Source organism: Aquabacterium sp. A7-Y, from assembly GCF_026153205.1.
GTDB lineage: Bacteria > Pseudomonadota > Gammaproteobacteria > Burkholderiales > Burkholderiaceae_C > Caldimonas.
The window spans coordinates 53367-78468 of record NZ_JAPFBW010000002.1 but is presented as its reverse complement, the minus strand read 5'-3'; the positions used below and the strand labels follow the sequence as shown (position 1 = coordinate 78468).

Below are 25102 nucleotides of genomic sequence, written 5' to 3'. Positions count from 1 at the left end.
CAGGCACCGCCTCCACCGTCCGCCGACATGACGACGCTGCACTGGCCCTGCGAAACCCTCTGGGAGCAGCTGGTCCCGCTGTGCCCCGGCCTGAGCATCGAGGCGGCCGCTGAAGTGGACTCCAGCAACACCCGCTTGCTCGAGCGTGCCCGCCGCGGCGACACGGCCCCCTGCCTGCTGGTGGCCGAGCGCCAGAGCGCGGGCCGTGGTCGGCAGGGCCGCCCCTGGCATTCGGCCCCGGGCGCCTCGCTGACCTTCTCTCTCGGCCTGCCCTGCGCACCGCGGGACTGGGCCGGGCTGTCGCTGGCGGTCGGCGTCGCGCTGGCCGAGGCGCTGCCAGCCGGCATCGTGCTGAAGTGGCCCAACGACCTGTGGCTGCGAGACGGCGGGCGCGCGGGGCGCAAGCTGGGCGGCATCCTGATCGAAACCACGGGCCTGGCGCCCGGCGAAGCGGGCCGCTACGTGGTGGTCGGCGTCGGCCTCAACGTCCAGCCCATCGCGGCACCCGATGGCCGCAATGCGGTGGGCGCCCTGCAGGAACTCGAGCCCGCGCTGACAGCGCCTGCCCTGCTGCAGCGGGTGGCCGAGCCGCTGCTGAGGGCCCTGCTGGGCTTCGAGCAGTCCGGCTTCGCGCCCTTTGCCGCCCGCTTCGCCGTGCTCGACGCCTTGCGCGACCTGCCGGTCCGCACCACCCATGCCGAAGCACCGGAGGGTGTTGCGCGCGGCGTGGACGCGAGCGGTGCCTTGCGGCTGGAGACCGCTGCCGGTCTGAGGATCATCGAAAGCGGGGAAGTGAGCGTGAGGCCATGCTGAGAGTGCTGCTGGTGCTGCTGTTGTTGGCCAATCTGGGCTTTTATGCCTGGAGCCATGGACTCCTGGAGGGGGTGGTCTCGGCACCACCCAATCAGCGCGAACCCGAGCGCCTGCGCGACCAGGTGCGGCCCGAGGCGATCCGCCTGCCCGGCGAAACACCACGACCGGGAGCGGCCCTGCAGCTGCCGGGCGCAGGCCTGCAGCCAGCGGTGGCCGCCGACACCGGCGCGACGTCGGCAGCGCTGACCGGCGCCGCAAGCGCCGCGGCGGCCATCACCACCGCCTGCCTGGAGAGCGGCCACTTCACCGAGGCCGAGTTCACCACCGCCCGGGCGGTGCTCCGCACCCAGCTGCCGGCCGATGCCTGGCGGCCCATCCTCCACGAGAAGGCGGGCGTTTTCATGCTCTACCTCGGACGCTTCCCGACACGCGACGCGATGCAGCGCCGCCAGGCCGAGCTGCGGCCGCTGGGGGTGAAGGCGGAGGAAGTGCTGAACTCGCCGGGCTTCGAGTTCGGCCTCTCGCTCGGCCGCTATACCGACAAGCGCGAGGCCGAAGCCGGACTCGCTGCGCTGCAGGGCAAGGGCCTGCGCGCGGCACGGCTGGTGACGATCACGCCGCCGGTGCTGACTTATTCGGTACGGGTGCCGGCGGCCGACGAAGCGCTGCAGTCGCAGCTGCAAACCCTCAAGCCGCGGCTGAACGGGCGCGGTTTTTCAGCCTGCCGGGTGGGGACGGCGGCCTGAGCGCTGCGCTCGCCGTCCGGACTCAGGCCGTACGACGGCGGACCCGCGCGGCCCAGCCTGCCGCCGCGGTCAGGGCGGCCAGCCAGCCCCAGTCGAGCGCACCGCCGCCGCCACCATCGTCGTTTTCGTCGCCTGCGCCCGGGGTGTGAAACACCGGGGCCGCCGGGTAGGCCGACGGGTCGCGCGCGTACTGCAAGGCCGCTTCGGCATCGAGCAGGCCGGCGCCGCACGTCGAGGTGGTGCAGAGGCAGCGGCCTTGCTGCAGCGAGGGATCGCAGACCGCGAGTTCGGGCGCCGCCAGCTGGCTGGTGGTGACATGGGGCCGGCTGGTCGCCTTGATGCCGTGCACCAGTTGGTCGAGGGTCAACTGATCGTTGACCGAGAGCATCAGCGATGCGACGCCCGACACGATGGGGGTGGAGAAGCTGGTGCCGATGGCCGGCCCGTAGGTGTTCGTCCCGGGGGCTGCGGTGCCGGAGTTGAACACCGTGTAGATGCCGCCGTCGAAGGCCTCAGGTCCGCGCTGCCCGTCTTCCGGATCACCGCCGACTGTCGTGATGCCGATCTGTGGCCCCAGGTTGGAGTAGGTGGCCTTGAAACCGTTGCGGTTCACGGCGCCGACGCCCAGGACGCCCGGGCAGCGCGCCGGCCGTGACACCGAGCCGTACTCGTTGCCGCCGGCCGCCACGACCAGCACGCCGCGGCGCACCAGCTCGTCGATGGTGTCCTGGTACGGCGCGCAGTTGCGCTCGGAGCCGCCGAAACTCAGGTTGACGATGCGGGCCGGCCAGGGATTGGCGGGCGCCCCTTTCACCGACAAGCCAGCGGCCCAGCGCATGCCCTGGATGATGTCGCTGACCAGGGCGCCGCACTTGCCCGCGATGCGCACCGAGACGATCCGCGCGCCCCAGTTCATGCCCGCGACACCGCTGCCGTTGTCCGTCAGCGCACCGATCTGGCCAGCGATCCTCGAGCCGTGCCAGGAGCTCGCTTCCTCGACGCTGCCGCTTTCGCACTCGTTGGCCGCGACGCCGTCGCCCGTGTCGGAGAAGTCGGGATCGGGGCCGTCGCCGTCGCCCGACTTGCCGTCCTCATTGGTCATGAGGTCATAGCCGGTCTCGAAGCGCGCGCCCTGCAAGTCCGGGTGATTGCGCAGCAGGCCGGTGTCGAGTATCGCAACGCTGACCGGGCCGCCGGTCGCGATGCGCCAGGCGTTGGCGATGTTGGGCACGCCGCGCGAGCGGGCCGTCTGGGGCGAGGCACTCAGCCACCACTGGCTGACCGTCTGCTCGCCAACGGCAACACCGCTGTAATAAGGATCGTTGGGCGCAGGGGCCGCCTGCATCCGGCGCTCGCGCACATTGGGCTCCACCCACTCGACGTCGGGATCCTGACGCAGCTCGGCCGCCAGACGGTCGGCCTCGGCACGCTGGAGCGGCCGGGCCCAGCTCACCAGCTGCGCCTGCTCGTCGATCGGTCGCACGCTGCCCATGGCGAGGGACTTGCCTTGGAACACCCGCGCCAAACGTTCGCGAGTCACCTGCTGGGGCAGTTCGCGCCCGGCCGTCGAGGTCGCACCGGACTTGAGCTTGATGAGCAGACCAAAGGCCGGACTGGAGGGGGACGCGGCCGCGCCGGGCGTCGTCGCCGCAAAAGCGCAGGACACGGACAGCGAGAGCAGACAAGCAGGGAGGAATCGGCGGGCGAAGGGCATGCGGGCGATTATGAGATGCTGCCGACGGCGTGGAAACGGCGCCCACGCAGAAGCCCTACCAGGGACGTGTGGCGCTCGCTCGGGCCGGCCGGACAGCGGGTGGCACGACGGAGCCGATTGTGACCCAGGCCGCCCGGCGTACCGCCGCCCACCGGGACCGACGTGTAACGGCAGATGGCAGGTGCGGCACGGAAACGACAGAAGGCCCCGGAGGGGCCTTCTGCGATGCTTCCTGCGGAACCCGCGATCACTGCCGCGCCACGCAGCGCGGCAGCCAGCGAGGGCTTACTTGGCCTTCATCAGGGCCACGGTGGTGTCCAGCATGCGGTTGCTGAAACCCCACTCGTTGTCGTACCAGCTCGACACCTTCACCAGGCGGCCGCTGACCTTGGTCAGGGTGGCGTCGAAGGTGCTGGAGGCCGGGTTGTGGTTGAAGTCCACGCTCACCAGCGGCGCGGTGTTGTAGCCCAGGATGCCCTTCAGCTCGCCCTCGGCGGCGGCCTTCAGGATCTGGTTGACTTCCTCGACCGTGGTGTCGCGCTTGGCGATGAAGCTGAGGTCGACGATGGAGACGTTGATGGTCGGGACGCGGATCGCGAAGCCGTCGAGCTTGCCGTTGAGCTCGGGCAGCACCAGGCCGACCGCGGCGGCGGCGCCGGTCTTGGTCGGGATCATGCTCTGCGTCGCGCTGCGGGCGCGACGCAGGTCCTCATGGTAGACGTCGGTCAGCACCTGGTCGTTGGTGTAGGCGTGGATCGTCGTCATCAGGCCGGTTTCCAGGCCGATCTTGTCGTGCAGCGGCTTGACCAGCGGCGCCAGGCAGTTGGTGGTGCAGCTGGCGTTGGAGATCACCGTGTCGCTGGCCTTCAGCACGCCGTGGTTGACGCCGTAGACCACGGTCGCGTCGACGTCCTTGCCGCCGGGCGCGGAGATGATGACCTTCTTGGCGCCGCCCTTCAGGTGGGCGCTGGCCTTTTCCTTACTGGTGAAGAAACCGGTGCACTCCATCACCACGTCGACGCCCAGCTCGCCCCAGGGCAGCTCGGCCGGGTTGCGGTTGGCGAGCACGCGGATCTTGTCGCCATTGACCACCATGTAGTCGCCCTCGACGCTGACCTCGCCCGGGAAGGGGCCGTGCGCGGTGTCGTACTTGGTCAGGTGCGCGTTGGTCTTCGGGTCACCCAGGTCGTTGATCGCCACGATCTCGATGTCGTGCTTCTTGCCGCCTTCGTAGTGGGCGCGGAGCACGTTGCGGCCGATGCGGCCGTAGCCGTTGATGGCAACCTTGATGGTCATTGTCTACTCTCCTGTGATGATGGGAAAACGGGTAACGCCGCCGGCCGCGACCCGTGGCCGGCGGCTCTCGCATCAAGCCTTGCGCAGGACCACACGCACCGTGTCCGCCACGTTCTGCGCCGTGAAGCCGAAGTGCTTGAACAGGACGCCCGCCGGGGCCGATTCGCCGAAGGTGTCGATGCCGACGACGGCATCGGCACGGTACTTCCACCAGAAGTCGGTCACGCCCGCCTCGACCGCCACGCGGGGCAGGCCCTCGGGCAGCACGGCGCGCTTGTAGGCGAGGTCCTGGCGGTCGAACACGTTGGTGGAAGGCATGGAGACGACACGCACCGCGATGCCGTCCTTGGCCAGGTCGGCCTGCGCATGCAGCGCCAGCTGCACCTCGGAGCCGGTCGCGATGATGACGGCCTGGGCCTTCTTCTTCAGACCCACCTCGGCCGGCTCGGCCAGCACGTAGGCGCCGCGCGAGATGTCCTCGAGCCCGGCCTTGGGCGCGTAGGGCAGGTTCTGGCGCGACAGCAGCAGCGCGCTGGGGCGGTTCCGGTTCTCGAGCGCGCAGGCCCAGGCCACCGCCGTCTCGGCGGTGTCGGCAGGGCGCCACACGTCCAGGCCGGGGATCAGGCGCAGGCTGGCGGCGTGCTCGATGGACTGGTGGGTCGGCCCATCCTCGCCCAGGCCGATGGAGTCGTGCGTGAAGACGTGGATCACGCGCAGCTTCATCAGCGCCGCCATGCGGATGGCGTTGCGCGAGTAGTCGCTGAAGGTGAGGAAGGTGCCGCCGTAGGGGATGTAGCCGCCATGCAGCGCGATGCCGTTCATGATGGCCGCCATGCCGAACTCGCGCACGCCGTAGTTGATGTGGCGGCCGCCGTTGCCCAGGCCGTCGGCGTCGAAACGCAGCGCCGGGGTCGACTTGGTGTTGGTCAGGTTGGAGCCGGTCAGGTCGGCCGAGCCGCCCAGCATCTCCGGCAGCGCGGCGGTGAAGGCCTCGAGCGCCAGCTGGCTGGCCTTGCGGCTGGCCACGGTCTCGGCCTTGCTGTGCGCCGCCACCGCGGTGTCCACCGCGATCTGCGCGAAGTTGCGCGGCAGCTCGCCCTTCATGCGGCGCTCGAACTCAGTGGCCAGCTCGGGATGCTCGGCACGATAGCCTTCGAAGGTGGCGTTCCAGGCCTGCTCGTTGGCGCCGCCGCGGGTCTTGCCGTCCCAGGCTTCATAGGCCTGGGGGGGCACCACGAAGGGCTCGTGGGCCCAGCCCAGCGCCTCACGAGTGCCGCGGATCTCTTCGGAGCCGAGCGCCTCGCCGTGCGCCTTGGCGGTGCCGGCGCGGGTGGGCGCACCCTTGCCGATGATGGTCTTGCAGACGATCAGGGTCGGGCGGTCGGTGCTCAGCTTGGCCTTGGCAATGGCCGCGTCGACGGCCTCGACGTCATGCCCGTCGACCGGGCCGATGACGTGCCAGCCGTAGGCTTCGAAACGCTTGGGGGTGTCGTCGATGAACCAGGGCGTGACCTCGCCGTCGATCGAGATGCCGTTGTCGTCGTACAGCGCGATCAGCTTGTTGAGCTTCCAGGCGCCGGCCAGCGCGCAGGCCTCGTGGCTGATGCCCTCCATCAGGCAGCCATCGCCCAGGAACACATAGGTGTGATGGTTGACGATGTCGTAGCCGGGACGGTTGAATTCGTGCGCCAGCAGCTTCTCGGCCAGTGCGAAGCCGACCGCGTTGGTGATGCCCTGGCCCAGCGGTCCGGTGGTGGTCTCCACGCCCGGGGTGATGCCGAACTCAGGGTGGCCCGGGGTCTTGCTGTGCATGGCGCGGAAGTTCTTCAGCTCCTCCATCGGCAGGTCGTAGCCGGTGAGGTGCAGCAGCGCGTAGATCAGCATCGAGCCGTGGCCGTTGGACAGCACGAAGCGGTCGCGGTCGAACCACTGGGGGTTGGCGGGGTTGTGGCGCAGGTGGCGGCCCCACAGGGCCACCGCGATGTCGGCCATGCCCATTGGGGCGCCGGGATGACCCGAGTTGGCTTGTTGCACTGCATCCATCGCCAACGCACGGATTGCGTTGGCCATCAGGGTCGTATCGGCCATGCGGAACCTGTTCAGAGTCGCCCCCGCCCTCTGCGGGATCGCTGGAAGCGCGGGGGTTCAAAGGGTTTGAGAGGAATCACCGATTGTAAAGGGCCGCTGATAATCGCCGGTGACCGTGGAACCCGATTGAAATCCGCCCCCCGCCATGTCGTCCGTCCTGCCGCCCCGCCCGGCCCTGCGAAGCGTGAAGCTGCAGGCGCCCCGGAATCACGTTAGCAAGCACTTCCATTCCTCGACCACCCCGAAAGGCTGCTGCCTGTGAGCACCAACCTCAAGGCCATCGTGCTGGCCGCCGGACGCGGCGAGCGCATGCGCCCGCTGACCGACCACACCCCCAAACCCCTGCTGGAGCTGCGGGGCAAGCCGCTGATCGTCTGGCACCTGGAGGCGCTCGCGCGCGACGGCGTGCGCGAGGTGGTGGTGAACACGGCCTGGCTGGAAGACCGCTTCCCCGCGGTGCTCGGCGACGGCTCGCGCTGGGGGCTGAAGCTGCACTACTCGATGGAAGGCCGCGACCACGGCGGCGCGCTCGAGACCGCGGGCGGCATCGCCAAGGCGCTGCCGCTGCTGGGCGAGCACTTCTGGGTCGTCTCGGGCGACATCTACGCGCCCGACTTCCGCTTCGATGTGTCGCTGGCGCAGGACTTCGCCGCCGGCGATCAGCGGGCCCGGCTGTGGCTGGTGCCCAACCCGCCTTACCACCCGAAGGGCGACTTCGGCATCGGTGCCGACGGGCTCGGCCTGGCCGACGGCCCGGGTCCCGATGGCCAGCGCTGGACCTACAGCAACCTGGCGCTGGTCAGCGCAGAGCTGTGCCGCGGTGTGCCGGCCGGCACCCGCGCGCCGCTCGGGCCGCTGCTGTTCGAGGGCATGCGCGAGCGCCGCATCGGCGTGGCGCGCTACGAAGGCCGCTGGGAGAACGTCGGTACGCCGCAACAGCTGGCCGCGCTCAACGCCGCACCGGGAGCCGGCCGGTGAGCCTGGGCAGCCTCGTCGGGCTGCTGGCCTGCCTGGGCGGTGCCCTGCTGCTGGAATGGCTGGTCGCGCGCGGCGTGCGGGCGGTGATGCTGGCGGCTGCGCCCCTGTCGGGCGAGCAGATCGATTCCTTCACCTATGAACGCACGCCGTGGACCGTGGGCGAGCCGCAACTGGTCTGGCTGTGGCTCGCGCTCGCCCTGGCCGGCGCCGGCGTCTGGGGCGCGTGGCATTTCGAGCGCCCGGTCCTGGTCGCGCTGGGGCTGCTGGCCTGGGCCGCCGGCCTGGGTTGGGACCTGTGGAGCTGGGAGCGGGTCGCCGCGAGCGTCAAGTTCGTCACTTGGCGGCGCGGCTGGCGTCAGTCGGCCCGCCGGGTGCCGATCTCGCGCCTGGCTGAGGTGAGCGTGCACGAGAAGCCCGGGCCCGGCCCGGCCGGCGTCTGCTACCTCGCGCTGGTGCTCGACGACGGCAAGGTGGTCAAGCTGCCGCGCTGCAGCAGCTGGGGCGGGCTCTCCCGGGTCGAGGATGTCGCCAACTTCGTGCGGCTGCAGATGCAACAGGTGGCCGAGCTGCAGCAGCGTGCGGCCAACGAGCGGCGCCGCCGCACCCGGCCGCCGGCCGACCCGCTGGAGCGCGAACTGCGCCAGCGTCTCAAGGCCCTGCGGCAGAGCCGCCCCGGGCAGGCCGCCACGCCGCCGCGCTGAGCCCGCTCGGACGGGCGGCTCAGCGCGCCAGCGGCAGCGTGATGTCGTCGATGCGGGCCAGCACCTCGGGCGTCAGCCGGGGCAGCAGCTCGGCCGCCTTCAGGTTGTCCTGCAGCTGGCTCAGGCGCGAGGCGCCAGTGATCACGCTGCTGACCCGCGGGTTGTGCGCGCACCAGGCGATCGCGAGCTGGGCCACCGTGCCGCCCAGGTCTCGGGCCAGTTCCTCGAGCCGGCCCACCGCTTCATTGCGGGTCCGGTCGGTGAGCTGCTCACGCAGGAAGCTGAGGTTGTCCATCGCGCCGCGGCTGTCGGCGGGGATGCCGCCGCGGTACTTGCCGGTCAGCAGGCCCGAGGCCAGCGGGCTCCAGGTGGTCAGGCCCAGGCCCAGGTCCTCGTAGAGGCGGGCGTATTCCTTCTCGACGCGCTGGCGGTGGAACAGGTGGTACTGGGGCTGCTCCATCACCGGCTTGTGCAGGTGGTGGCGCTCGGCGATCTCCCAGGCGGCCCGGATCTCCTGGGCCGACCACTCGCTGGTGCCCCAGTAGAGCGCCTTGCCCTGGCGGATCATGTCGCTCATGGCCCAGACCGTTTCCTCGATCGGCGTGTGGGGGTCGGGGCGGTGACAGAAGACCAGGTCCACGTGCTCCAGCTGCAGTCGCTGCAGCGACTGGTCGATGGCCTGCATCAGGTACTTGCGGTTGAGCGTGTTGCGCTGGTTGGGACCCTCGGCCAGACCCCAGTAGAACTTGGTCGAGACGATGTAGCTCATGCGCGGCCAGCCCAGCGCCTTGAAGGCCTCGCCCATCACCACCTCGCTCTGCCCGCCGGCATAGGCTTCGGCGTTGTCGAAGAAGTTGACGCCGGCGTCGAAGGCGGCGGCCATGCATTCGCGCGCCGCCTTCACGTCGATCTGGTTGGCATAGGTAACCCAGGAGCCGTAGGAGAGCTGGCTGACCTGCAGGCCTGCGCGGCCGAGACGTCGGTATTGCATGGTGTATCTCTTTCTGGTGCTTGGAAGAAGACGGGATGCCGGGCCGGCGATAGACTGCGCAGACTACTGGCAGCCTGCATCCCTTATGGATCGCTCAACTTATTCCCGCCGTCGGATGGACCTTGCCGGTGTGCTGCGTGCAGGCGGAGGCGGCGTGGCCGTGCTGCCGACCGCGCCCGAGCGCATCCGCAACCGCGATACCACCTACCCCTACCGGCACGACAGCTACTTCTACTACCTGAGCGGCTTCACCGAACCCGACAGCTGGCTGGTGATCGACGACCAGGGGCACAGCACGCTGTTCTGCCGACCCAAGGACCCCGAACGCGAGATCTGGGACGGCATCCGGCTCGGCCCCGATGCGGCGCCCGGGGTGCTGGGGGTCGATGCCGCCTTTCCGGTCGAGACGCTCGACGAGCGGCTGCCGCAGCTGCTGGCGAACCGGCCGGCCGTGGCCTTCCCCTTCGGCCTGCATCCCGGGCTGGAGTCGCGCGTCGAGATGTGGCTGTCGGTGCTGCGCGCCCAGGAGCGCCGCGGCATCGGCACGCCGCAGACACTGCGTGACCTGACACCCGCGCTCGACGAGATGCGGCTGATCAAGGACGAAGGCGAGCTGGCCGTGATGCGGCAGGCCGGGCGCATCTCGGCGGCCGCCCATCTGCGGGCGATGCAGTCGAGCGCGCGCTGGATGCGCACGCCCGGCGAGGCCCCGTGGCGCGAGTACCACCTCGAGGCCGAGCTGCTGCACGAGTTCCGCCGCCGCGGCGCGCAGGCGCCGGCCTACCCGAGCATCGTCGCGGCCGGCGCCAACGCCTGCGTGCTGCACTACGCGGCCGGCGACACCGAACTCAAGCCCGGCGAGCTGTGCCTGATCGACGCCGGCTGCGAACTCGACGGCTATGCCAGCGACATCACCCGCACCTTCCCGGTGGACGGGCGCTTCACCACACCGCAGCGCGAGCTCTACGACCTGGTGCTGGCGGCACAGGACGCGGCAGTGGCGGCCACCCGGCCGGGTGCCCGGCAGCGCGACGCCCACCATGCGGCGGTGCGCGTGCTCTCCGAAGGCATGCTGGCACTGGGCCTGCTGAACCGCGACCGGCACGGCAGCGTGGACGACGTGATCGAGCACGCCCACTACCGACAGTTCTACATGCACGGCACCGGTCACTGGATCGGCATGGACGTGCACGACGTCGGCAACTACCTGCAGGACGACGAGGCGCCCGTCGAGCAGCCCGACGGACTGGGCGGCCGGGTCGTGAAAAAGCCGTCGCGGGTGCTGCAGCCCGGCATGGTGGTGACGCTGGAGCCGGGCCTCTATGTGCGGCCGGCAGACGGTGTGCCGGAGCGCTACTGGAACACCGGCATCCGCATCGAGGACGACGCCGTCGTAACTCCGGGCGGCTGCGAGCTGATCACGCGCGACGTCCCGGTCCAGGCGGAGGCCATCGAGGCCCTGATGCGCCAGGCCTGAGGCCGGGCCGCGCGGCCGGCCTGCTTCGATAATGAGGGTCCGAGTCAGGAGGACACCCATGCAAGCTGAGCTGAACATCGCCGTGGTGGGGGCCGGGCCGGCGGGGCTGGCGCTGGCCCTGCTGGCCGACATCGAACTGCCCGCCGCCCGGATCAGCGTCTTCGACGCCCGGCCGCCGGGGCAGGACGTCTCGCACGACCCGCGCACCCTGGCGCTGTCGCTGGGCAGCGTGCAGCTGCTGCAGCGCCTGGGCGTCTGGTCGCCAGCGGCGGCGCAGCCCATTCGCACCGTGCATGTCTCGCAACAGCAGCCCAGCACGCTGCCCGGCCGCTGGACCGAGCCCGAGGTCGAGATCGACGCCGCCAAAGAGGCCGTGCCCATGCTGGGTGCCGTGCTTTCCTATGGCGCGCTGCTGGCGCCGCTGCAGCAGGCCTGGGACCAGGTCTGCGAGGCCCGGCTCCAGTGCCGCGCCAGCCGCTACGGCACCCGGGTGCGCTCGCTCAAGCCGCTGGACGGCGGTGTCGAGCTGGATGCCGACATCGCCGAGCGTTTCGACCTCGTCGTGGTGGCCGAGGGCGGCGTGTTCGCGGAGCAGGCGCGCAAGTCGCTGAGCCACGACTACGGCCAGACCGCCTGGGTCGGCCAGGTGACGGTGGAGGGGCTGCCCGAGGCGACCGCCTTCGAGCGCTTCACCCCGCAGGGCCCGGCAGCGCTGCTGCCGCTGGGCAGCGGTCGCGCGGCTCTGGTGTGGTGCGTGCCGAACGCCGACGACCCGGTCGAGCCGCTCGACGACGCCCAGCGCATCGCCGTGCTCAACCACGTCTTCCACCCGAAGGTCGGGCGCATCACCGGCATCACGCCGCTCAAGCGCTTTGCGCTCGGACTGAACGCCGAGCGCAGCCTCGTGCAGGGTCGCATCGTGCGCATCGGCAACGCGGCTCAGACCCTGCATCCGGTGGCCGGGCAGGGGCTCAACCTCGGGCTGCGCGACGGCTTCGAGCTGGTGCGGCTGCTGGCGCGCGAAGCCGGCCTCGAGACGGCCTTGCGCAAGCTGGAGTTCCGGCGCGCGCCGGACCGCTGGGGCACCATCGCGACCACCGACTTCCTGGCGCGCAGCTTCACGTGGAAACTGCCGGGCCTGGGGCTCGCACGCGGCGTCGGCATGGCGGCTCTGCAGCACCTCGGACCCGCCAAGTCGCTGCTGGCGCGCCAGATGATGTTCGGACGGCGCTGAGGCGAGGCCCCCCTCAGGCGGCTTCGCGCGGCGGCTCCGGGGTCAGCGTGGCGGGCGGGCGCTCGGCCTCGGGCGCCGTGTCGATCTCCTCGTCCGGTATGTCCTTCATCGGGATCTCCACGCGCAGCTCGGTGCCGCCCTGCGGGCACGGACCGATGTGGAAGCGACCGTGGAAGGCATCGACGCGATGCTTGATGCCACGCAGGCCATGGCTCTTGAGCTTGCGCATGCCGGCCGTGCTGATGCCGACGCCGTCGTCCGCGAGCCGCATCCGCAGGATCTCATCCTTCAAGGCGATCTCGAGCTCGACCCGCTTCGCCCGCGCGTGCTTCTGCACATTGGTCAGTGCCTCCTGGACGATGCGGTAGACCGCGATGCTGCGGTCGCCGTCGCAGACCAGTTCGTCGGGCAGGCGGCGCTCGATACGGATGCCGGCGGTCGCCTCGACCTCGTCGGCCAGCGCCTCCAGCGCCGCGGAGAGCCCGAGGTTGCGCAGTGTCGTCGGCACCAGGCCTTCGATCACGCGGCGTTTGAGCTGCACACCGCGCTCCAGCGTTTCCTGCAAGCGCTTCAGGCTTTCGATCGCGGCCGGCTTGGGTTCCAGCTGGCGGCGCAGCAGCATGCCGACATCCATCTTGCTGGCGGTCAGGATGGCGCCCAGCTCGTCATGCAGCTCGCGCGCGAGGCGCGCCTTCTCCTGCTCGGCCATGTGCTGCAGGTGGGTCGCCAGCTCCGACAGCTCGCGGGTGCGGTCGCGCACCGCGCGCTCCAGCCGGTCGCGCTCCTCCTGCAGGCGGTGGGCCATCAGCTGCTCGTCCTCGAGCTGCACCCGGTAGGTCTGGAACAGCAGGATCAGCAGGAACATGCCGAAGGCGATCGACAGCAGCGACCACCAGCGCTGCCGGCGCACCTCGATGGCGGCGGCCAGCTCGGCCACATCCAGCCGCTCGCGCTCGCGCAACACCATGCGGCCGAGCGCCTGGCGCAGCGCCCCGTCGGCGATGGGGTTGGGCTTGAGCTGCGCATCGATGCGCGAGGGGGGCGCGTCCGGCGGCAAGGCCTCGAGGCGTTTCAGCTCGGCATGCTCGGCGTCGATGTAGCGCAGCACTTCCTCCATTTCCGGCAGCACCGGACCGCCGGCGGCATTGAGCGCCAGGCGCTCGCGCATCGCGCCGATGTCCTGCAGCACGGAGCGATGCTGTGCCAGGCTGGCTTCGCTGCGCAGCAGCAGGTACTCGGCCTGCGTGGCATCCGAACGGGCCGACAGGAAGGAGAGACTGTTGAGGTCGTGCGTCAGGCTGCGCGAGGTCCTGAGCTCCGAATACATGCGCTCCAGGCGCTGGTAGCCCTGCTCGGTGACCCACAGCATGGTGCCGCCCAGCAGCAGCGTGATCGGCACGGCCAGCTTGAGCACCGCCACGCGCCGCAACAGCGAGGCCGGCACCTGGCCCGAGCGCGCCGCAGCGGCCTCGACCTCCAGGCGGGCCGCACGCAGTCGGGCCACCAGCACCTGCCAGCGCGAAGGCGTGGCTCCGCCCTGCGGCGAGGCCGGCGGCCGGCTCATGGACACCGCTCCGGAAGTAAGACGCTTCCGACATCGTCGCGTGGAGGGAACCTACATAAGAGGCGGGGCACCGTTCCTACCATGAAGTCATTGAGCTGAGACGTTGGCGGCATCCGGTCCGCCGGGTCCGGCCGACCACAACAGGAGGTGTCCCATGCTTTATTACGCTGCCGTGTTTTTCGTGATCGCGCTGGTGGCGGCGCTGTTCGGTTTCGGCGGCATCGCCGCCGGCGCCGCCGGCATCGCGAAGATCCTGTTTTTCGTTTTCGTTGCGCTGACTGTCATCTCGTTCCTGATGGGACTGTTCAAGCGCAACCGCTAGTTGAGCCGCCTTCACCCCACGCTTTTTACCCCAGTCGGAAAGCAAGCAGCGCTCCCGTTTCGCGGCTGGCCTGACCGACAGGACGTCTTCCTCGCCCGCCTCGATCCGAAGGAGAAAACCATGAAAACGCGCTTCCTGACCCTGCTGTCGGCCTTGCTGGCGGCCATGTTCACGCTCGGCGCCTGCAACACGGTGCAAGGCGTCGGCGAGGACGTCGAGCGCGGCGGAGAGAAGCTGCAGGACGCGGCTCAGGACACCAAGAAAAAGATGTAACCACAGGCTTCGCCTCGCGTCTTCCGCACCGGAATTTTTTACCGAGTCGACCGCGGAGCCTCCTACTCCTTTTGCTCTCCCCCGACCGCTCCGTGGTTCTTGAAGGGCCGTGCCTGCACAGCCCTTCTTTTTTACCTGCCCGGCCTGCAAGCCGGCAGCGCGGCCCTGCTGCGGGCACCGCCCACGCCTTTGACGCCCCCGCCTGGGCTGTGCCAGACTGCTCCCGTCACTCATCCACGACGATATGGAGCGCAAACGCATCCTGCTGGCCGACGATCACCAGATCGTGCGGGCCGGCCTCAAACAGCTGATCGACGCCGAACCCGACCTGCACGTGGCCGGCGAGGCCGCCACCAGTGCGGAGGCACTGGCGCTGCTGCGCGAAGGCAGTTGGGATCTGGTGCTACTCGACATCTCGCTGCCGGACCGCACCGGCGTCGATACCTTGCGGCTGATCCGCAACCACCTGGGCGAGATCCCGGTGCTCATCGTCAGCGCCTTTCCTGAAGAGCAGTACGCGATCAACCTGCTGCGCGCGGGGGCGAACGGCTACCTCAAGAAAGATGCGGACGTCGACGAGATCCTGCGCGCCATCCGCGTGGTGCTGCAGGGCCGGCGTTATCTCAGCCCGACCGCCGCCGACCTGGTCGCAAGCCGGCTCGACCAGCCCGGCGCCGGCCCCGCGCACCAGGACTTGTCGGAGCGCGAGTTCCAGGTCCTGTGCAAGCTGGCGAGCGGCATGTCTGTCACGCAGATTGCCGACGAGCTTTTCATCAGCGTCAAGACCGTCAGCACCTACCGAAGCCGCCTGCTCGAGAAGCTGCAGCTGGGCAGCAACGCCGAGCTGACCTACTACGCGGTCAAGAACGGTCTGATCCAGTAGACGCTGCTGCATCGGCGCCCCCGGCACCAGTCGGGCATCGACCTACAGACACACCCAGGTCACGAGGACTACTCTGGCTCCAAGCTAGGACCAGAACCCCCGCCTGAGAGAGAGTCGTTGCGAGATGAGTGCGTCGGTCTCCACCCACCCTGCGGCATCCCCCGCCCTTTCCCCCGACATCGGCCCGCCGCTGCAGGTGATGGTGATCGAGGACTCGCGACTGATACGCGAACGGCTGCTGGACCTGATCTCGACCTGCCAGGGTTTTGAGGTCAGTGCCGAAGCGGAGACCGAAGCCGAGGCGCTGGCGGCCCTGCGGGACCGGCGCTTCGACGCGGTGGTGGTCGATCTGCAACTGCGCGAAGGCAACGGTTTCGGGGTGCTGGCCGCGCTGCGCGGGCGCAGTCCGCGGCCGCTCACGATGGTGCTGACCAACACCAGCACCCGGCCGATCCGCGAGCGCTGCCTGGCGCTCGGCGCGCACCACTTCTTCGACAAGTCCAACGAATTCGACCGTGTCGCCCAGGCCCTCGAGGCGCTGCGCGGCGACCCGGCGCGGGGATGAAGCGTCTGCGCCTGTCGGAGCAGACCGACAGCCGGCCCCCCGGGTGTCCGACGCGCGGCACGCTGTCTGCTTCTTAGGATCTGCCGACAGCGCCCGCCCCTCGGCGGACCGTGCCAGACCGACCGATACCCGGCAGCGAGATGAGGAGCCTTTCATGCCTTCCTATACCTACGGTGATCCCTCTACCGACTTCGAGAGCGAACGCGCCCTGCGCCACTTCAACGACCCCGCCCCACTGCCGGTCAAGCACAGCGCCTCGGCGCTGCAGCGCGAATGGGCCGGCCTGCAAGCCGATGTGCAGGAACTGGTGGCCAACCCGGCGCTCAAGAGCTCGCCCGAGATGGACGACCTGAAACAGAGGCTGCAAAACTCGCTGCACCGTGCCAGCGAGGCGGTGGCCGATGCCAGCCATGGCATCACCCAGCGGGTGCGCCATACCGCCGCGGCGACCAACGATTACGTGCACGAGCAGCCGTGGAAGGTCGCCTCGATCGCGATGCTGGCCGGCGTGGTGATCGGTTTCCTGGCCGCGACCCGGCGCTGAGGACCGCCCGCAGCGCTTCAGCCCAAACGCCGATGCGCCAGCGCCGGCAGCTTGGCGCGCACCTCGGCCAGCCTGGCGCGGCTGAGCTCGGCGCAGACCAGGCCTTCGCCCTCCTCGTGCACCGCAAGCAGCTCGCCCCAGGGGTCGGCGATCAAGGTGTGGCCCCAGGTACGCCGGCCGTTTTCATGCCGCCCGCCCTGGGCCGGAGCCATCACATAACACTGGTTCTCGACCGCGCGAGCCCGCAGCAGCAGCTCCCAGTGGGCGTGGCCGGTCGGCCAGGTGAAGGCCGACGGCACCACGATGAGGTCGCAGGGCGGCACCATCAGCTGCCGGTACAGCTCGGGGAAACGCAGGTCATAGCAAATGCTCAGGCCGACCCGCCAGGCCCCGTCGTCCAGCCTGACTTCGACCGCCGTCGGCGTCGCGCCGGCGCGCAGCACCAGGGCCTCGTCGTACAGGCGTGAACCGGTCGGGGTGTGCTCCTCGAAGCGGAACAGGTGGATCTTGTCGTAGCGGGCGACGCGCTCGCCGGCCGGGTCGTAGACCAGCGTGGTGTTGCCGACCCGCTCGGGATCCTCGGTGGCCACCGCGATCGAGCCGCCGATCAGCCAGACGCCGTGTTCGCGGGCCGCTTCGCTCAGCATCTGCTGGGCCGGCCCTTGGCCGAGCGCTTCGGCCAGCGCGAGCTTGTCGCGGTCGTCGTGCCCCATGAAAGCGAAGTTCTCGGGCAGGGCGACCAGCTGCGCGCCCTCCGCGGCAGCGCGGGCGATCAGCCGGCGCGCGCGCTCCAGGTTGTCCTCGGGCGAGCAGGACGAGACCATCTGTAGGGCAGCGATCTTCATTGGCAGAGCTCCTAGGGGCGCGCCGTGTCGGGCGGCTGGGGTGGGGTTCGGCGCGCTCCGCCCAAGCCAAGGCTTTCGGGCGCGAGCCCGAACAGCGGACCCGTGGCGCCCTCGGGCAGGGGCTGGCCGGGGCGGCGCTGGACCGGTTCGACCTTGGGATCGGTCCAGCCGCCGGTGACATGAAATTCGCGCGTGCCGGCCTGCATCAGCGGTTTGCGCAGGAACATCTGGGCCAGGAAGGTACCGAGCCCGACCGCCGGGTTGATGGCCGCATAGGCCAGCGAAGCTGTGCCGGCGTTGATCTCGGGCACCACCACGATACGCAGGTCCTGGGTCTCGTGGGCGATGTCGGCACTGCCTTCCATCAGCACGGCTGCCGTCACGCCGCGCAGGCGCAGGTTGTTGGTACGGGCGACACCCTGTGCGATGGTCACGTCGCCCGTGAAGGCGTCGAAGGCGAAACCTTCCTGGAACACGTCGCGGAAGTCCAGCGTGAGGCGACGCGGCAGCGACTGCAGGCTGAGGATGCCGGCCAGCTTGGCGAGGCCGGGCTCGACCTTGAGGAACTGGCCCTTGTTCACCTCGACATTGAACTGCCCACCCAGGCTGGGGTAGTCGAACGCGAGCGGCGAGCCCTGCCAGTTGATTTCGCCGCTGAGGCGCCCCTTGCCGCCCTTCACCACCTGCCCGAGCCCGAGGCGCGCCAGCAAGGCGCCGCTGTCGGTCAGGTCGAGGCGGAAGTCCATCGTGGAGCGCCACGGTGTGGTGGCACCCGCGACGCCCTGCCAGCTGCCGGTCGCCTCCAGTCGGGCGTCGGGATTGGACAGCGTGAACTTCTCCAGCCGCCATTCGCGGATCTCGCCGGTATGGCGGTTGATGGCCTCGACCTCGGCCTTGCCCAGCTTCATGCCGCGCAACTCCAGGTCCTGCACCACGATGTCGAGCGCCGGCAGCGTGGTCGGTGCCGTCTCGAGCAGGCTCTCGACGTCGCGCGCGGCACTTTCGGGCAGCGACAGCCGCGACAGCCGGGCCACCACGCGGCCACCCGATTCGCGGCGAGCACCGTCCGCGGCGCGGTATTCGATGTAGCCGTTGAGCTGGTCGGCGTCGACGTTGGCGCGCCAGATCTCCCCGTCTCTGGACACGCCGGCGACCACGTTGCTGAGGCGGCGCTGGTCGATGTCGAGCTCCCGGGCCCGCAGCATCACCGCGGCCGGCGCATAGGCGGCGTCGCCCGGCCCGGCCCCGGCCTTCGCGCCCCCCCCCACCGGATCGGCCGGCCGGCCCGCCGCCGCTTCCCGCCAGCGCACCCAAGGCCGCCTGCCAGGCGTCGACGTCGATGCGGTCCTGCTGTACCTGGGCAGCACCGCCCGCCACCGGCTCGGGCGCTGGCAGGTTGACGCCGATGCCGGCGGCCAGCACGCGCACGCCGTCGGGATGCAGCTCGCGGTGGTAGCGGGCGTGCAGGACCTCGGCCAGGTCGATCGTCAGGCGGTCGCGCGGCACGGCCTGATCGCCCTCGCCGCGCACGTCGAGCACCGTCTGCACCCGCAGCGGCCAGCTGGCGGCGGCGGCCTTCTCGAAAGGCGCCGGAAGCCGGATCGCGAGGCCGGCGAGCGGGCTGTCGATGCGGATCTCGCTCTGACCCTGGGCCACCTTCAGGTCCAGCGTGTAGGCCGCCTGGCCCTCGAGGTGCGCGCCCAGTGCCGGCAGCCGGCCCAGCTCGCGCGCCTGGCGCAGGCCCTCGGCGCTTGCGATACCCTGGCCGTTGAAGCGGATGCTGCCGTCCTTCTGCGTGCCGCCGTGGAAGCTCGCCTCGCCGCCCAGTACGCGCGCGGTCGCGCCCGGCACCTTGAAACCCTGGTCGGAGAATCGGACGCTGCCGCGCGCCTGGCTCAGCAGCGGCGTACCGGGCGTGATCTGCACCTCGTTGCCGAGCAAGGTCAGCTGCCCATCGACGCGCGCCTGCTTCATCTGCGCGAGCGGGATGCGCAGGTCCAGCTTCAGCTGGGCCTCACCGCTGCCGCGCGCCTCGGCCAGCGCCTGCGAGGTCCACTCGCCGACCGGCGTTTCCTTGACGAAACGCAGCGCATCGCCGAGCGGGCCGCGGCCTTGGCCGCCGAGCGCCAGCACGGAGCCACGGTGCAGGTCGGCGATGCCGCCCTGCACCTGGGCCAGCTGGAAGCCGAACAGGCGCGCCCGGGCATCCCGGATCTGCATCGAGCTGCGCTCGAACACCAATTGCCCGCTCACCTCGGTGAACGCCGGCCAGGGCGAGGGCTCCAGCGCGTCGCCGGGCGCGAACGCGAAGGTGGCGTTGTCGATCTGGGAGGCGATGCGGAACTGCCCATGGCGCGGGTCGCGAAAGGGGAAGTGATGGAGGTCGCCCTGCACCAGGAAGTCCACCGCGCTGGAGCTGCCGGCCAGCACCGCCCGCCGCACATAGTCGCGCACCGTGGCCGGCAGGCCGGCCGGCAGGTAGCGCCAGGTGCGCGTGGCGTCGGCCCGCTGCAGCTGGCCCCTCAGGTCGAGCACGCCGGGCAGGCGGACCTCGGCCGCGCTGCCGTCCTTCCCGCCGGTGCGCCAGGTCGCGCTCAAGGCCCCCGCGGCGTCGGCATTGGCGAAACTGGCGTCGCGCACCTCCAGCTCGATGCGGGGCGAGGGGCTGCCCGGCGCGTCGCGCTTCAGCCGCCATTGCAGGTGGGCAGCCAGCCGGTCCAGCGGGATGCGGGCTTCCTCGAACACGCCGGGGAACACCAGCTCCCCCTGCCGCATGCTCAACGTGGCTGCGCCGCCCCGGTCGGTGGCGGTGACCGAGAGGTCGGCGCCGGCCAGGCCGGGGCGGCCGATGCGCGAGGCCTGGCCGCTGCCGGGCTGCTCGGCCGCCAGCTGCAGCCCCTTGAGCTGCCCCTGCACGCGATAGCCCACGGGCGCGTCGAGCGGCCCCTCCCAGCGCAGCTGCAGGTCCTGCACCAGGCCCTCCGGGCGCACCTCGGCGAGGTCGGCGCGCAGTCGTGCGCCGAGCGGCAGGCTGCCGGCCAGGCGTGCCAGGATCGCGAGGTCGAGCCGGTCGGCCTGCAGTTGCCCGCCCGCGAGGGGCCGGCCGGGCGTCTGCTGCCAGCGCAGCGAGCCGCTGGCCGCCGGCCAGTGCTGCCCGTCGCCGGTGCTGAAGGCCAACCGGGTCGCCGAGGCGCTGTAGGCCTCGCCCTCACGCTGGCCGGCCAGGCGGCCGGTCAGGCGTTGCAGCACCAGCGGCGCCAGCTCGGGCGCCAGCCGCACATGCACGGCCTGCAGCGCGAGGTCGGCGGTGGCGCCGCTGAGCTGGCCGTCGCGCACGTCGGCCCAGACCCGCAGGGCGCCCGCGCCTTCGCGCAGTTCGAAAGGCAGCGCCACATACTGGCGCAGGCGCTGCACGTCGGCTTGCGGCAGCTCGGCATAGGCACTGCCGCTCCAGCGCCCGATGTCACCCGGGCGGGCCAGCAGCGCATGATGGAACCGTCCGCGCAGCGAGAAACGGGCGCCCCAGTCGGCCGGCGGCGTGGCATCGATGCGCCAGTGGTGGCGCCTCGAACCGAGCCGGGAGCCGTTGCGCAGCACCAGGTTCACGTCGGCCAGTTGCAGCGGCGGCGCGCGCTTGAACTCATCGACCCAGCGCAGCGTGCCGCCGCGGATCGCCAACTCGTGCTGGCTGAAGATCCAGTCGGCGGCCGGCGAGTCACCCTCGCCCCCGGGCTGGCCGCGCACCTGCAGCCCGGCCACGAACAGCCGGCCCTCGACATCGCGGCGCACCTCCAGGCTCGGGCGATCGATGACCAGCTGCTCGAAGCGCGGCTGCCAGTGCAGCAGCGAGCCGGCCGACAAGGCCGCGTTGACCCGAGCCAGGCGCAACGCCTCGCGCCCGCCGGGGTCGCGGACCAGGACGTCTCGCAGTTCCAGCGTCGGCATCCAGCCGTGAGATTCAACACGGATGTGGCCGATTTGCACCGGCACCCCCAGGGATCGGGTGGCCGCCTGCTCGATCTGCGGGCGCCACGATTCGATTCGCGGCAGAATCGCCCAATGCAGAACGAGCCAGGCCACCAGCAGCAGGCCCCAGGCGAGCAAGACGAGGATTCCGGCAACACGCACGGCCACGCGAAAAAGGCGCCAGGCAGGCGCCAGCAGGGCCGGGGAGGGGAAAAACGACATGAAGACTTTGCAAGGACAGGGGTTGTGCGCAGCGCACCCCTACAAGAAGGCGCGGCCAATCTAGCATAGAGCCGGATCAGTTCGATGGGTTTCCATGACGATGTTGCAAGGGCGGCCGTGAACGACCAACAGACCCGGCCTACCGCTCTCGCCGAGCACTCCCGTTTTGTCCAGCGCGTACGCCGCCGTTATGCGGCCGAGCGGTCCTTGCTGCCGCCCGGCTTGCCGGGGCGCGACGGCATCGCGGCGCTGATCGATACCCTGAGCAGCCAGGGCCGGTCGCTGGCCTCGGCGCTGCGGGTGGCCCGCCAGCTGATCCTGGAGCGCCTCGCGACGCTGGACATCGAGGCCGAAGCGCCGATGACCGAGGTGGCCCGCGCGATGACGGAGCTGGCCGAGGTGACGCTGGACCGCGCGCTGGCCGAGGCCTTCGCCGAGCAGGACGAGCGCCATGGCGCCCCCTTGAACGAAGCCGGCGAGCGCATCGACTTCTGGGTGGTCGGCATGGGCAAGCTCGGCGGGCGCGAGCTGAACGTCTCTTCCGACATCGACCTCATCTATGTCTACGAGGAAGACGGCCAGACCGCCGGCCGGCCCGACGGCAGCGGCCGCATCAGCGCCCACGAGTACTTCTCGCAGGTCGCCCGCTCGCTCTACACGCTGATCGGGGAAAGCACCGAGGACGGTTTCGTCTTCCGCGTCGACCTGGCCCTGCGCCCCAACGGCAACTCCGGCCCGCCGGTGGTGAGCCTGGCGATGCTGGAGGAGTACTTCCTGGTGCAGGGCCGCGAATGGGAGCGCTTTGCGTGGCTCAAGAGCCGGGTGGTGGCGCCGCGCGCCTCGGTCACGTCCGGCCGGGCGCTGCAGCTGCGCGACATCGTCATCCCCTTCGTGTTCCGCCGCTACCTCGACTACGGCGTGTTCGAAGGGCTGCGACTGCTGCATGGCAAGGTCCGCGACGAAGCCCAGCGCCGTGCCGCCGGCCGGCCCGAGCGCGCCAACGACGTCAAGCTCTCGCGCGGCGGCATCCGCGAGATCGAGTTCACCGTGCAGCTGCTGCAGGTGGTGCGCGGCGGCCAGTACCCCGAGATCCGCACCCGCTCGACCCTCAAGGCTCTGCAGCGCCTGACCGACGTCGGTGTGGTGAGGCCTGAGACCGCCGAGCGGCTGGCGGCGGCCTACACCTTCCTGCGGCGCCTCGAACACCGCATCCAGTACCTGGACGACCAGCAGACCCACCAGCTGCCCACCGCTGACGGCGACCTCGGCTGGATCGCACGCAGCCTCGGCTTCCGCTGCACCGAGGACGCCTGCGAGATGCTCGAGCACCTGGGCGAGACGCGCGAGTTCGTGGCCCTGGAGTTCGATGCGCTGCTGCACGACGGACAGGCGCCCAAGCCCAACGGCAAGGGCGGCTGCAAGGGCTGCGGCCAGCCGGCCTCGCTGGACAGCGAGGCCTTCTATGAAAAGCTGCCCGAGGCGCTGGTCGAGCGGGTGCGCCCCTGGGCGCAGCAGCCGCGCATCCGCGCGCTGCGCGACGAAACCCGCCAGCGCCTGGCGAAGCTGGTGCTGCGCTCGGCCCAGGCGGTGCAGCAGGAGATCTGCACCATCGAGGCGGCGGTGCGTTTCGTCGACTGGGTCGAGCCGCTGCTGCGCCGCGAGAGTTATGTCGCGCTGCTGCTGGAGCGCCAGGAGGTGCACCACCGCCTGCTGCGCCTGCTGGGTCTGGCGCGCTGGCCGATGCGCTACCTGATGCGCCACCCCGGCGTGATCGACGAGCTGGCCGACCCGCGGCTGATCTATACCCGCTTCGAGCCCGACGGTTTCGTGCGCGAGCTGGAGCAACGCCACGAAGCCTGGACCCGCTCGGGCCAGGCCGACGAGGAGGCCCTGCTCGATACGCTGCGGCGTGCCCACCATGCCGAGGTGTTCCGCACCCTGGTGCGGGACGTCGAGGGCCACATCACCGTGGAGCAGGTGGCCGACGACCTGTCCCTGCTGGCCGACGCCACGGTCGAGTGCACGATGCGCTGGGCCTGGAGCCACCTGAAGCAGCGCCACATCGAGGCACCGCGCTTCGCGGTGATCGCCTACGGCAAGCTGGGCGGCAAGGAGCTGGGCTACGGCAGCGACCTCGACGTCGTTTTCCTGTTCGACGACGACGACGAGCGCGCCCCCGAGGTCTACGCCGCCTTCGCCCGCAAGCTGATCCCCTGGCTCACGCTGCGCACCCCGGCCGGCGAGCTGTTCGAGATCGACACCGCGCTGAGGCCCAACGGCAACTCGGGGCTCCTGGTCACCTCGCTGAAGGCTTTCGAGGCCTACCAGAGCGGGCGAGGCAGCAACACCGCCTGGACCTGGGAACACCAGGCCATCACGCGGGCCCGCTTCTGCGCCGGCGACCCGGCCATCGCGCCGCGTTTTGAAGCGGTGCGCCGCGCGGTGATCGCCGCCGAGCGCGATCACGCGGCGCTGCGTGCCGAGATCGGCTCGATGCGCCAAAAGGTGCGCGAGGCCCATCCGGCCAAACCCGACCGCTTCGAGGTCAAGCACAGCCCGGGCGGGATGATGGACGTGGAGTTCGCGGTCCAGTACCTGGTGCTGGCGCACGGTGCCACCCACCCCGAGCTGCACGACAACGTCGGCAACATCGCGCTGCTGCAGCGCGCCGAGGCCGCGGGCCTGCTGCCCGAAGGTGTCGGCCAAACGGCGGCCGACGCCTACCGCGAGCTGCGTCGGGCCCAGCACCGGGCTCGCCTGGACGAGCGCGCGACCCACTTCCCGCCCGAGGAATGGAGCCGCGAGCGCGAGGCCGTGTTGCGCCTCTGGCGCCACGTCTTCGAAGGCTGATGCCGCGGTGAGGCCAAGCGCCCTGTCCGCCCCCGGCCACGCCTGGGCGGCGCTGGCGGTGCTGCTCGGGCTGGTGGCGGCAGCCGGTTTTGTCTGGCTGCCGCCCGATGCACTTGTCTGGCGCCGCGCCACACCACTGGCCCCGAGTCGCTGGTTGACGCCGGTGATGGTGCACTTCACCCCCCTGCACCTGCTCGCCAACCTGGCCGCTCTGGCGGTGCTGGCCATGCTGGGCCGGGCGGCACGCCTGCCCGGCGCGGCGGCCCTGGCCTGGGCGCTCGCGTGGCCAGCAACGCACGCGCTGCTGCCGCTGGCACAGGGCCTCGACCGCTATGCCGGCCTGTCAGGTGTGGTGCACGCGGGGACAGCGGTTGCCGCGCTGTTCATGATGGCCTGCGCACAGCCGCGACTGCGGATGATCGGGGCCCTGGTCGCGACGGGGCTGGCGGCCAAGTTGTGGAGCGAGGACATCTGGCAGCGGCCGGTGCAGTTCGATGCGGCCTGGGGATTTCCGGTCGCCGTGGCCGCGCACGCGAGCGGCGCGCTCGCCGGCGCCGGGGCCGGCCTGCTCATGCTGGGACTGCAACGGCTGCGGCGCGCGTGAACGACCGCTCCCCTCAGTCGCTGGAACTGCTCCCGCCGTCGCTGCCGCCGGAGTCGGCACTGCTGCCGCTGTCGGCCCCCCCGCCCCATGCGCCGCCGTCGCCAGCGCCGACACTGCCGCCCTCATAGCCGCCGCTGCCATAGCCCTCGTGGCCGCCCAGCCCGCTGACGCTGAAGCCCAGGCTGCTGTGGAAGCCGCTGTGCCGGCGTGCCGAGCCGATGCGGGAGCGACCCTCGAAACGTCGGGCCAGCGTGCGGCGCGGCCGGGTGCGCCACCACAGCAGCAAGCCCAGGCCGGCCAGCACGACCGCCAGCGGCCACCGCTCCTGCAGCCCGGCGATGCCGCCCGCGGCCAGCAGCAGTGCGGCGAAAAAGGCGAACATCAGCGCAGACTACGGAAGCGCTTGCGGTCCGGACCGTCAGGACC

General features: G+C 70.7%; 21 protein-coding genes and 1 pseudogene. 13 read left to right on the top strand and 9 right to left on the bottom strand.

Annotated elements, in window-relative coordinates:
* Positions 1–27: 27 nt before the first annotated feature.
* Positions 28–813 (top strand): biotin--[acetyl-CoA-carboxylase] ligase, encoded by a 786-nt coding sequence (locus tag OOT46_RS02220; RefSeq protein ID WP_265401949.1) that lies wholly within the window; start codon positions 28–30, stop codon positions 811–813.
* Complete coding sequence (locus tag OOT46_RS02215; protein ID WP_265401948.1) at positions 807–1559, top strand: hypothetical protein; 753 nt, start codon at positions 807–809, stop codon at positions 1557–1559. The genes OOT46_RS02220 and OOT46_RS02215 overlap by 7 nt, the downstream gene beginning before the upstream one ends.
* Positions 1560–1581: 22 nt before the next feature.
* Here OOT46_RS02215 and OOT46_RS02210 read toward each other — a convergent pair whose 3' ends face one another.
* The 3 genes from OOT46_RS02210 to tkt all read right to left on the bottom strand — a co-directional run bounded on the left by OOT46_RS02210 (position 1582) and on the right by tkt (position 6672).
* The gene (locus OOT46_RS02210; protein ID WP_265401947.1) at positions 1582–3225 is read right to left on the bottom strand and encodes a S8 family peptidase; all 1644 of its coding nucleotides are present in this window, start codon (positions 3223–3225) and stop codon (positions 1582–1584) included.
* Positions 3226–3558: 333 nt separating this feature from the next.
* Positions 3559–4569: a type I glyceraldehyde-3-phosphate dehydrogenase gene (gene gap / locus OOT46_RS02205; RefSeq protein WP_265401946.1), complete on the bottom strand. Its 1011-nt coding sequence runs from the start codon at positions 4567–4569 to the stop codon at positions 3559–3561.
* A 72-nt stretch (positions 4570–4641) separates the two neighbouring features.
* Positions 4642–6672, bottom strand: a complete 2031-nt coding sequence (gene tkt, locus OOT46_RS02200; protein WP_265402112.1) for a transketolase — start codon at positions 6670–6672, stop codon at positions 4642–4644.
* 243 nt (positions 6673–6915) lie between these two features.
* On the opposite strand from tkt, the gene murU reads away from it, so the two are divergent.
* The gene (gene murU / locus OOT46_RS02195; RefSeq protein WP_265401945.1) at positions 6916–7635 is read left to right on the top strand and encodes an N-acetylmuramate alpha-1-phosphate uridylyltransferase MurU; all 720 of its coding nucleotides are present in this window, start codon (positions 6916–6918) and stop codon (positions 7633–7635) included.
* On the top strand, positions 7632–8336 hold the full coding sequence (locus OOT46_RS02190; RefSeq protein ID WP_265401944.1) for a hypothetical protein: 705 nt from the start codon (positions 7632–7634) through the stop codon (positions 8334–8336). Before murU ends, OOT46_RS02190 begins: the two co-directional genes overlap by 4 nt.
* Before the next feature lie 19 nt (positions 8337–8355).
* Here OOT46_RS02190 and OOT46_RS02185 read toward each other — a convergent pair whose 3' ends face one another.
* Positions 8356–9327, bottom strand: a complete 972-nt coding sequence (locus OOT46_RS02185) for a potassium channel beta subunit family protein (RefSeq protein WP_265401943.1) — start codon at positions 9325–9327, stop codon at positions 8356–8358.
* Positions 9328–9412: 85 nt separating this feature from the next.
* On the opposite strand from OOT46_RS02185, the gene OOT46_RS02180 reads away from it, so the two are divergent.
* Complete coding sequence (locus OOT46_RS02180; protein ID WP_265401942.1) at positions 9413–10804, top strand: aminopeptidase P N-terminal domain-containing protein; 1392 nt, start codon at positions 9413–9415, stop codon at positions 10802–10804.
* 58 nt (positions 10805–10862) lie between these two features.
* A complete protein-coding gene (locus OOT46_RS02175) occupies positions 10863–12038 on the top strand; it encodes an FAD-dependent monooxygenase (RefSeq protein ID WP_265401941.1) in 1176 nt (391 codons plus the stop codon).
* 13 nt (positions 12039–12051) lie between these two features.
* Here the strand turns inward: OOT46_RS02175 and OOT46_RS02170 are convergent, their stop codons facing one another.
* Positions 12052–13602 (bottom strand): sensor histidine kinase, encoded by a 1551-nt coding sequence (locus OOT46_RS02170; RefSeq protein ID WP_265401940.1) that lies wholly within the window; start codon positions 13600–13602, stop codon positions 12052–12054.
* Positions 13603–13756: 154 nt separating this feature from the next.
* Between OOT46_RS02170 and OOT46_RS02165 the strand changes: the two genes are divergently transcribed.
* The 5 genes from OOT46_RS02165 to OOT46_RS02145 all read left to right on the top strand — a co-directional run bounded on the left by OOT46_RS02165 (position 13757) and on the right by OOT46_RS02145 (position 16189).
* Positions 13757–13924, top strand: coding sequence for a DUF1328 domain-containing protein (locus OOT46_RS02165; RefSeq protein WP_265401939.1), 168 nt, complete (start codon positions 13757–13759; stop codon positions 13922–13924).
* A 120-nt stretch (positions 13925–14044) separates the two neighbouring features.
* On the top strand, positions 14045–14197 hold the full coding sequence (locus tag OOT46_RS02160; RefSeq protein WP_416136136.1) for an entericidin A/B family lipoprotein: 153 nt from the start codon (positions 14045–14047) through the stop codon (positions 14195–14197).
* A 244-nt stretch (positions 14198–14441) separates the two neighbouring features.
* Positions 14442–15080, top strand: a complete 639-nt coding sequence (locus OOT46_RS02155; protein ID WP_265401938.1) for a response regulator transcription factor — start codon at positions 14442–14444, stop codon at positions 15078–15080.
* Positions 15081–15204: 124 nt separating this feature from the next.
* Positions 15205–15645: a response regulator gene (locus OOT46_RS02150; protein WP_265401937.1), complete on the top strand. Its 441-nt coding sequence runs from the start codon at positions 15205–15207 to the stop codon at positions 15643–15645.
* A 154-nt stretch (positions 15646–15799) separates the two neighbouring features.
* Positions 15800–16189 carry a DUF883 family protein gene (locus tag OOT46_RS02145; protein WP_265401936.1) on the top strand — a complete coding sequence of 130 codons (390 nt, stop codon included), beginning with the start codon at positions 15800–15802 and terminating at the stop codon, positions 16187–16189.
* Positions 16190–16206: 17 nt separating this feature from the next.
* Here OOT46_RS02145 and OOT46_RS02140 read toward each other — a convergent pair whose 3' ends face one another.
* The 3 genes and pseudogenes from OOT46_RS02140 to OOT46_RS30870 form a co-directional block, all read right to left on the bottom strand.
* Positions 16207–17034 carry a carbon-nitrogen hydrolase family protein gene (locus tag OOT46_RS02140; RefSeq protein ID WP_265401935.1) on the bottom strand — a complete coding sequence of 276 codons (828 nt, stop codon included), beginning with the start codon at positions 17032–17034 and terminating at the stop codon, positions 16207–16209.
* Between the two features lie 11 nt (positions 17035–17045).
* Positions 17046–18344: a YhdP family protein gene (locus tag OOT46_RS02135; protein ID WP_265401934.1), complete on the bottom strand. Its 1299-nt coding sequence runs from the start codon at positions 18342–18344 to the stop codon at positions 17046–17048.
* A 400-nt stretch (positions 18345–18744) separates the two neighbouring features.
* Positions 18745–19809: pseudogene (locus OOT46_RS30870) on the bottom strand (YhdP family protein); the annotation flags it as partial.
* 1497 nt (positions 19810–21306) lie between these two features.
* Here OOT46_RS30870 and glnE point away from each other — a divergent pair.
* A complete protein-coding gene (glnE, locus tag OOT46_RS02125; protein WP_416136135.1) occupies positions 21307–24072 on the top strand; it encodes a bifunctional [glutamate--ammonia ligase]-adenylyl-L-tyrosine phosphorylase/[glutamate--ammonia-ligase] adenylyltransferase in 2766 nt (921 codons plus the stop codon).
* Positions 24073–24079: 7 nt separating this feature from the next.
* On the top strand, positions 24080–24676 hold the full coding sequence (locus OOT46_RS02120) for a hypothetical protein (protein ID WP_265401931.1): 597 nt from the start codon (positions 24080–24082) through the stop codon (positions 24674–24676).
* 13 nt (positions 24677–24689) lie between these two features.
* On the opposite strand, the gene OOT46_RS02115 is transcribed toward OOT46_RS02120, so the two are convergent.
* On the bottom strand, positions 24690–25058 hold the full coding sequence (locus OOT46_RS02115) for a hypothetical protein (RefSeq protein ID WP_265401930.1): 369 nt from the start codon (positions 25056–25058) through the stop codon (positions 24690–24692).
* Positions 25059–25102: the final 44 nt, after the last annotated feature.

Coding starts and splice junctions, on each gene's coding strand:
- OOT46_RS02220 (WP_265401949.1), top strand. CDS start 28: ATGACGACGCTGCACTGGCCCTGCGAAACCCTCTGGGAGCAGCTGGTC.
- OOT46_RS02215 (WP_265401948.1), top strand. CDS start 807: ATGCTGAGAGTGCTGCTGGTGCTGCTGTTGTTGGCCAATCTGGGCTTT.
- gap (WP_265401946.1), bottom strand. CDS start 4,569: ATGACCATCAAGGTTGCCATCAACGGCTACGGCCGCATCGGCCGCAAC.
- OOT46_RS02185 (WP_265401943.1), bottom strand. CDS start 9,327: ATGCAATACCGACGTCTCGGCCGCGCAGGCCTGCAGGTCAGCCAGCTC.
- OOT46_RS02180 (WP_265401942.1), top strand. CDS start 9,413: ATGGATCGCTCAACTTATTCCCGCCGTCGGATGGACCTTGCCGGTGTG.
- OOT46_RS02175 (WP_265401941.1), top strand. CDS start 10,863: ATGCAAGCTGAGCTGAACATCGCCGTGGTGGGGGCCGGGCCGGCGGGG.
- OOT46_RS02170 (WP_265401940.1), bottom strand. CDS start 13,602: ATGAGCCGGCCGCCGGCCTCGCCGCAGGGCGGAGCCACGCCTTCGCGC.
- OOT46_RS02165 (WP_265401939.1), top strand. CDS start 13,757: ATGCTTTATTACGCTGCCGTGTTTTTCGTGATCGCGCTGGTGGCGGCG.
- OOT46_RS02160 (WP_416136136.1), top strand. CDS start 14,045: ATGAAAACGCGCTTCCTGACCCTGCTGTCGGCCTTGCTGGCGGCCATG.
- OOT46_RS02155 (WP_265401938.1), top strand. CDS start 14,442: ATGGAGCGCAAACGCATCCTGCTGGCCGACGATCACCAGATCGTGCGG.
- OOT46_RS02150 (WP_265401937.1), top strand. CDS start 15,205: ATGAGTGCGTCGGTCTCCACCCACCCTGCGGCATCCCCCGCCCTTTCC.
- OOT46_RS02145 (WP_265401936.1), top strand. CDS start 15,800: ATGCCTTCCTATACCTACGGTGATCCCTCTACCGACTTCGAGAGCGAA.
- OOT46_RS02140 (WP_265401935.1), bottom strand. CDS start 17,034: ATGAAGATCGCTGCCCTACAGATGGTCTCGTCCTGCTCGCCCGAGGAC.
- glnE (WP_416136135.1), top strand. CDS start 21,307: ATGGGTTTCCATGACGATGTTGCAAGGGCGGCCGTGAACGACCAACAG.
- OOT46_RS02115 (WP_265401930.1), bottom strand. CDS start 25,058: ATGTTCGCCTTTTTCGCCGCACTGCTGCTGGCCGCGGGCGGCATCGCC.